We start from the raw sequence: 6,690 nt of genomic DNA, 5'->3' as shown, positions 1-6,690 counted from the left end.
GCCGCGTCACGCCCGCCGCCGCACCTCGTCCCTGCCGCTCGCCGAGGGGCTGCGGCTCGAACGGCCCGACGTCAGTCGCGGCGCGAGCGCTTGCTCTGCGGACGCAGGATGGCGCCGAAGATCCCGTTGATGATCGAGATGATCAGGGCGGCCAGCACGCCCCACCAGAACGAGCCGACCGACAGGCCCCAGCCGAAGCTGCTCGTGATCCAGGCCGTCAGCCACAGCAGGAAGCCGTTGATCACGAAGCCGATGAGCCCGAGCGTGAGGATGTACAGCGGGAAGGCCACGACCTTCACGACCGTGCCGATGATGGTGTTCACCAGGGCGAAGATCGCGCCGACCGCGAGCAGCGTGAGCACGAGCTGCAGGGTCTCTCCCGGGGGGAAGGCGGTCACGGTCACCTGAAGGACCGGGATGAGGGTGACGACCCAGATGGCGAAGGCGTTGACGACGACGCGGATGATGAAGCGCATAGTCCGTTCAGTGTCCCACGGCGACCGTGAGCTGTCAGCCTAGACTCGACGCGTGACTGAGCCCATCCTGCCCCGCATCCGTCCCGCCATCGCCGCCCTCGCGCCGTATCGGCAGGGGAAGCAGGCGGGGCCCGAGGCCTTCAAGCTGTCCAGCAACGAGAACCCGTTCGAGCCGCTGCCCTCGGTCGTCGACGCGCTGCAGCGCACCACCCCGATCAACCGCTACCCGGACGCCACGGCCGGGCGGCTGCGGGAGCGTCTCGGTGTGCGCTACGGCGTGCGGCCCGACGAGGTGCACGTCGCCTCGGGGAGCGTGTCGATCCTGCACCAGCTGATCCTCGCGACCGCGTCGGCCGGCGACGAGGTGGTCTACGCGTGGCGGTCGTTCGAGGCGTACCCGAGCCTGCCGCTCGTGGCCGGGGCGACCGGCGTGCAGGTGCCACTCACGGCCGATGCGCGGCACGACCTCGACGCGATGGCCGCGGCGGTGACCGACCGCACGCGCGCCATCATCCTGTGCACGCCCAACAACCCGACCGGCCCGATCATCACGGCGTCGGAGTTCGACCGCTTCATCGACCGCGTTCCGGCCGACGTGCTCGTGATCCTCGACGAGGCGTACGCCGAGTTCGTGACCGCACCCGACGCCGTCGATGGTCTCGCCGCCCGCGTGTTCGAGCGGCACCCGAACGTGGTCGTGCTCCGCACCTTCTCCAAGGCGTACGGCCTGGCCGGTCTCCGCGTGGGCTACGCGATCGGGCACGAGAAGGTGCTCGACGCGGCACGCACCACGGGTATCCCGCTGTCGGTCACGTCCGCCGCCGAGAGCGCCGCGATCGCCAGCCTCGACGCCGAGGACGAACTGCTCGAGCGCGTCGCGGTCATCGTGGAGCGCCGTGAGCGCCTGGTGGCCGGGCTCCGCGCGCTCGGCTGGGGCGTGCCCGACTCGCAGGCCAACTTCGTGTGGCTGCCCACCGGGGAGCGCACCGACGAGGTGGCCGCCGCTTTCGTGGCCGCCGACCTCATCGTGCGGCCTTTCTCGGGCGACGGGATCCGCATCTCGGTCGGCGAGGAGGAGTCGCTCGACCTCGTGCTGGAGGTCGCCGCAGCCCAGCGCTGACACCCCGGGATCCGCGGAATCTCGGGCTTCCGCGAAGATACGAGGGGGCCCTAGGTATGCGTGACCCGGAATGCCGGCACGGGTAGCGTGGGGCCCGTGAGCACCCCAGAGACCCCCCTCGTACGCGTGCTGGACGAGACCGGAAAGGTCGCGCCCACGGCGGAGGCCGAACAGTATCTGCCGCTCGTCGAGGCGATCCCCGACGCCGAGCTCGAGCAGTTCTACCGCGACATGGTGAGCATCCGGGCCATCGACACCCAGGCGACGAACCTGCAGCGCCAGGGGCAGCTCGCCCTCTGGCCCCCGAGCCGCGGCCAGGAGGCGGCGCAGGTCGGCTCCGGTCGCGCCGCCCGCGCGCAGGACACGATCTTCCCGTCGTACCGTGAGCACGCGGTCACGCGCATCCGCGGCGTCGACCCGCTCGACATCATCAAGCTGATGCGCGGTGTCTCGCACGGCGGCTGGGACCCCACCGACCCGAAGAACGGCAACACGCGGCTGTACACCCTGGTGCTGGGCTCGCAGGTGCTGCACGCGGCGGGCTACGCGATGGGGGTCGCGTTCGACGGACGCTCGGGCACCGGCGACCCCGAGCGGGACGAGGCCGTCATCGTCTACTACGGCGACGGAGCCTCCAGCCAGGGCGACGTGCACGAGGCCATGGTCTTCGCTGCGAGCTACCAGGCTCCGACGGTGTTCTTCCTGCAGAACAACCACTGGGCGATCTCGGTGCCCGTGACCACGCAGTCGCGGGTGCCGCTCGTGCAGCGCAGCGCCGGATACGGCATTCCCAGCGTGCGCGTCGACGGCAACGACGTGCTCGCCAGCTACGCGGTGTCCCGCGTGGCGCTCGACGAGGCACGCGCGGGTGGCGGTCCGCGCGCGATCGAGGCCGTGACCTACCGGCTGGGTGCGCACACCACGAGCGACGACCCCACCAAGTACCGCGGCAACGACGAAGAGCTGATGTGGGAGGGGCGCGACCCGATCGTGCGCATGCGCGCGTTCCTGGAGAATCGCGGCGCCTCAGCGCGGTTCTTCGATGAGGTCGACGCGGAGGCGGCCGACGCCGCGGAGGATCTGCGCGCGCGCACGGTGACCCTCGGCATGCCCGACCCCGACGAGATGTTCGACCACGTGTACAGCGACCCGCACCCGCTGATCGATCAGCAGAAGGCGTGGCGCGCGCAGTACGAGGCCTCGTTCGAAGGAGACGCCCGGTGACCCTGGAGACGATGCCGCTCGGCAAGGCGCTGAACGCGGGGCTGCGCAAGGCGATGGAGGACGACCCGAAGGTCCTCCTGATGGGCGAGGACATCGGGAAGCTCGGGGGTGTGTTCCGCATCACCGAGCACCTGCAGCGCGACTTCGGCGACCGGCGGGTGCTGGACACGCCGCTGGCGGAGTCGGGCATCGTCGGCACCGCGATCGGCCTGGCGATGGCCGGGTTCCGTCCGGTGGTCGAGATCCAGTTCGACGGGTTCGTGTTCCCGGCGTTCGACCAGATCACGACGCAGCTCGCGAAGCTCACCAACCGCCACGCGGGTTCGCTCAGCCTGCCGATCGTGATCCGCATCCCCTACGGCGGCCACATCGGCGCGGTCGAGCACCACCAGGAGAGCCCGGAGGCGTACTTCACGCATACCCCCGGTCTGCGCGTGGTGTCGCCGTCGACCGCGAACGACGCGTACTGGATGATCCAGGAGGCGATCGCGTCGAACGACCCGGTGATCTTCCTCGAACCCAAGAGCCGGTACTGGCCCAAGGGGGAGGTCGAGCTCGACGCGTCGGCCGTGCCGCTGCACTCGTCCCGGGTGGTGCGCACCGGCAGCGACGTCACCCTCGTGGGCCACGGCGCGATGGTCACCACGCTGCTGCAGGCCGCGGCGCTCGCGGAGGCCGAGGGCACGAGCTGCGAGGTCGTCGACGTGCGGTCGCTGTCGCCGGTCGACTACGACCCCATCCTGGGCTCGGTGCGCAAGACCGGCCGCATGGTCTACGCGCAGGAGGCTCCCGGTCACACGAGCCTCGGCAGCGAGATCGCGGCGACCGTGATGGAGCGCGCGTTCTATGCGCTCGAGGCGCCCGTGCTGCGGGTGTCGGGTTACGACACGCCGTTCCCTGCCGCCAAGCTGGAGGGCGCGTACCTGCCGGATGCCGACCGCATCCTCGAGGCCGTCGACCGCTCCCTCGCCTACTGAATCCGGTCCACGAGAGGATCACGCATGAGCACGCAGAACTTCCCCCTTCCCGATGTCGGTGAGGGTCTGACCGAGGCGGAGATCGTCGCGTGGAAGGTGGCACCGGGCGACCGGGTCGCCATCAACGATGTGATCTGCGAGATCGAGACCGCGAAGTCGCTGGTCGAGCTGCCTTCTCCGCACGCGGGCGTCGTGGGTGAGCTGCTCGTCGACGAGGGAGCGACGGTCGAGGTCGGGACCCCCATCATCACGTTCGTGACGGATGCCCGCGACGACGCCGGTCCCGGCGCCGTCGTCACGGCCGAAGCACCCGCTCCCGAGGAGGGTGGCGGCTCGGTGCTGGTCGGCTACGGTTCGGGCGGCGGGGCGACGTCGCGTCGCAAGCGTCCGGCCGAGCGCCCCGTGCGGTCGTCGGTGGGCGTGATCGCGAAGCCGCCCATCCGCAAGCTCGCCCGCGACCTCGGCGTCGACCTCACCACGGTCACCCCGACGGGTGCGGACGGCGAGGTCACCCGGGACGACGTGGTGAAGCACGCCTCGCAGGCCAGCGTGTTCCGCAACATCGAGACGCCCGAGTGGGGGAGTGTGCGCGAGGAGACGGTGCCCGCTCCGTCGGCGGCGCCGTCCGGGTTGGCGCGGGGCCTCACGGCCACCCGGCCCTCGGCGGCGGGCGACGACCGCACCGAATCGATCCCGGTGAAGGGCGTGCGCAAGGCCACGTCGTCGGCGATGGTGCAGAGCGCGTACTCGGCCCCGCACGTGACGGTGTGGAAGGAGGTCGACGCGACCCGCACGATGGAGCTCGTGAAGCGCCTCAAGGCGTCGCCGGACTATGCCGACATCAAGGTCTCGCCGCTGCTGCTCATGGCACGCGCGGTGATCTGGGCGGTGCGACGCACCCCGATGGTCAACGCCGCGTGGATCGATACGGAGGCCGGGGCCGAGATCGCCGTCCGTCACTACGTGAATCTGGGCATCGCGGCCGCCACGCCGCGCGGCCTGCTCGTGCCGAACATCAAGGACGCCCAGGACCTCAGCATGAAGGAGCTCGCCCGAGCCCTGAACCGGCTGACGCTGACCGCGCGGGAGGGCAAGACGCCTCCGGCCGACCAGCAGGGCGGGACCATCACCATCACGAACATCGGTGTGTTCGGGATGGATGCGGGAACGCCGATCATCAACCCGGGCGAGGCGGGCATCGTGGCGATGGGCACGATCAGTCAGAAGCCGTGGGTCGTCGACGGTGAGGTACGTCCGCGCTGGGTGACCACGGTCGCCGGCTCGTTCGACCACCGTGTGATCGACGGCGACGGCATGAGCCGCTTCGTCGCCGACGTCGCCTCCGTCCTGGAGGAGCCCGCGCTCCTCGTGGACTGAGGTGTGGTCGGGTGGGTCGCGGTGCTCACGCCATGATGGGACCGTGACCCCACCCCGCACGAAGCGCGCCTCGACCGTTCTCCTCATCGGAGCGCTGGCGCTCCTGTCTCTGTCCGGTTGCGCACCGGAACCGGCTCCCGCGGACGACGCCGCCGCCGTCGAGACCGCGACCCCGACGCCCGAGATCCGTGCCGGGGATCTGCTCACCGCCGCGCAGGCGGCCGAGATCAACGCGGCGGACGACCTCATCCGCGCGTATCCGGTCGCGTCGGAGTTCTACGCCGTGAAGTGGGGCGAGCCGATCCCGGAGGCCGTTCTGGCCGAGGTCGACGCGCAGGTGAAGGCAGGGGCCGGGGAGTCCTACGGGACGATGTCGGACCGGATCACCGAGGACTGGGTGCGTCTGAGCGACACCATGAAGCAGGAATCCGAGAAGCTCGGCGGGATCAGTATCGCCGCGGTCCAGTGCGCCCTGAGCTTCTCGACCGTCTCCAACGCCTTCGAGCCGACCTGGGTCATCTCCGAGCCGGGACCGGTGGGGCAGTACGAGTCACAGGAGGCTGCGCTCGCGCGGGCCGATGGGTGGGCGCAGGACGGCAAGAAGATGTACGTCGTCATCGACAACCTCGGCTGCTGACGCGAGGCGCCCGCCTACGGTGCGTCGGGCGAATCGCTTGAGACGGGCGGAGGGCGGGGTGTCGGACCGTGAGACGCCCGCGCCTCCGTCCTGGAGGAGCCAGCGCTCCTCGTGGGCCCACGAGAATAGACGGATGAGAACTACGCGAAGCGTCGACCTGCCGGTGTTGTACTTCGGGACCCCTGTCGCGCTGATCACCACGGTCAACCCCGACGGGTCGTCCAACATCAGCCCGATCTCGTCCGCATGGGCCCTCGGCTCGCGCTACCTGCTCGGGCTGGGTTCGGAGGGACAGGCGGCCGCGAACATCGAGCGCCTCGGCGACCTCGTCATCAACCTCCCCTCCGCAGACCTCGTGTACGCCGTGGAGGCGATCGCGCCGACCACGGGGCGTTCGCCCGTTCCCGCCGAGAAGGTTCCCGCCTATCGTCACGAGCGCGACAAATGGGGCCTCGGGAACTTCAGCCCGGTCCCGTCGGACACCGTGGTCCCGCCACGGATCGCAGAGTGCCCGGTGCAGATCGAAGCGCGCGTCGCGCAGGTCGTTCCGATCGACGATGGCAACGCTCTGGCGGTCGAGGCGGAGGTTCTGCGGGTCCACGTGCACGAGGAGATCCTGAAGACGCACGGGCCCGATCGAATCGACACGGAAAAGTGGAACCCGCTCTCCTACGCCTTCCGCCACTACTTCGCCCAGGGGCCGCACGTAGGCTCCAACTTCCGCGCGCCGCTCCTCGACGAGCCCGTCGTCGTGTCCTGATCGTCGGGCCCCGCTCCGCGTCCTGGCCGAGCGCCGCGCTCAGCGACCCGACACCGGGGCCGGCCGTTCCCGGGATCAGGCGGTCGTGCGCAGGCGCCGGGCCGCGAGCAGGGGGACCG

General features: G+C 70.4%; 7 protein-coding genes. 6 read left to right on the top strand and 1 reads right to left on the bottom strand.

From position 1 onward, the window contains the following. Positions 1-71: 71 nt before the first annotated feature. Complete coding sequence (locus tag DW309_RS09145; protein WP_136032042.1) at positions 72-476, bottom strand: phage holin family protein; 405 nt, start codon at positions 474-476, stop codon at positions 72-74. Positions 477-528: 52 nt separating this feature from the next. Between DW309_RS09145 and DW309_RS09140 the strand changes: the two genes are divergently transcribed. The 6 genes from DW309_RS09140 (at position 529) to DW309_RS09115 (ending at position 6,571) form a co-directional block, all read left to right on the top strand. After that, on the top strand, positions 529-1,596 hold the full coding sequence (locus DW309_RS09140) for a histidinol-phosphate transaminase (RefSeq protein WP_136045190.1): 1,068 nt from the start codon (positions 529-531) through the stop codon (positions 1,594-1,596). Between the two features lie 96 nt (positions 1,597-1,692). Next, complete coding sequence (locus DW309_RS09135; RefSeq protein ID WP_136032047.1) at positions 1,693-2,820, top strand: thiamine pyrophosphate-dependent dehydrogenase E1 component subunit alpha; 1,128 nt, start codon at positions 1,693-1,695, stop codon at positions 2,818-2,820. Positions 2,821-2,831: 11 nt separating this feature from the next. Continuing rightward, positions 2,832-3,797 carry an alpha-ketoacid dehydrogenase subunit beta gene (locus tag DW309_RS09130; RefSeq protein ID WP_168387233.1) on the top strand — a complete coding sequence of 322 codons (966 nt, stop codon included), beginning with the start codon at positions 2,832-2,834 and terminating at the stop codon, positions 3,795-3,797. Between the two features lie 24 nt (positions 3,798-3,821). Then, positions 3,822-5,174, top strand: a complete 1,353-nt coding sequence (locus DW309_RS09125) for a dihydrolipoamide acetyltransferase family protein (protein WP_136032052.1) — start codon at positions 3,822-3,824, stop codon at positions 5,172-5,174. Positions 5,175-5,217: 43 nt separating this feature from the next. Next, positions 5,218-5,811: a hypothetical protein gene (locus DW309_RS09120; protein WP_136045189.1), complete on the top strand. Its 594-nt coding sequence runs from the start codon at positions 5,218-5,220 to the stop codon at positions 5,809-5,811. Between the two features lie 133 nt (positions 5,812-5,944). Next, entirely contained in the window at positions 5,945-6,571 is a 627-nt protein-coding gene (locus tag DW309_RS09115) for a flavin reductase family protein (protein ID WP_136045188.1), read from the top strand. Positions 6,572-6,690: the final 119 nt, after the last annotated feature.

Source organism: Microbacterium sp. K41, from assembly GCF_004794395.1.
GTDB lineage: Bacteria > Actinomycetota > Actinomycetes > Actinomycetales > Microbacteriaceae > Microbacterium > Microbacterium sufflavum.
This window is presented reverse-complemented; position numbering and strand designations above follow the sequence as displayed.

Excerpts from the sequence above, each read along its gene's own strand:
- DW309_RS09145 (WP_136032042.1), bottom strand. The coding sequence starts at position 476 with ATGCGCTTCATCATCCGCGTCGTCGTCAACGCCTTCGCCATCTGGGTC.
- DW309_RS09130 (WP_168387233.1), top strand. The coding sequence starts at position 2,832 with ATGCCGCTCGGCAAGGCGCTGAACGCGGGGCTGCGCAAGGCGATGGAG.
- DW309_RS09125 (WP_136032052.1), top strand. The coding sequence starts at position 3,822 with ATGAGCACGCAGAACTTCCCCCTTCCCGATGTCGGTGAGGGTCTGACC.
- DW309_RS09115 (WP_136045188.1), top strand. The coding sequence starts at position 5,945 with ATGAGAACTACGCGAAGCGTCGACCTGCCGGTGTTGTACTTCGGGACC.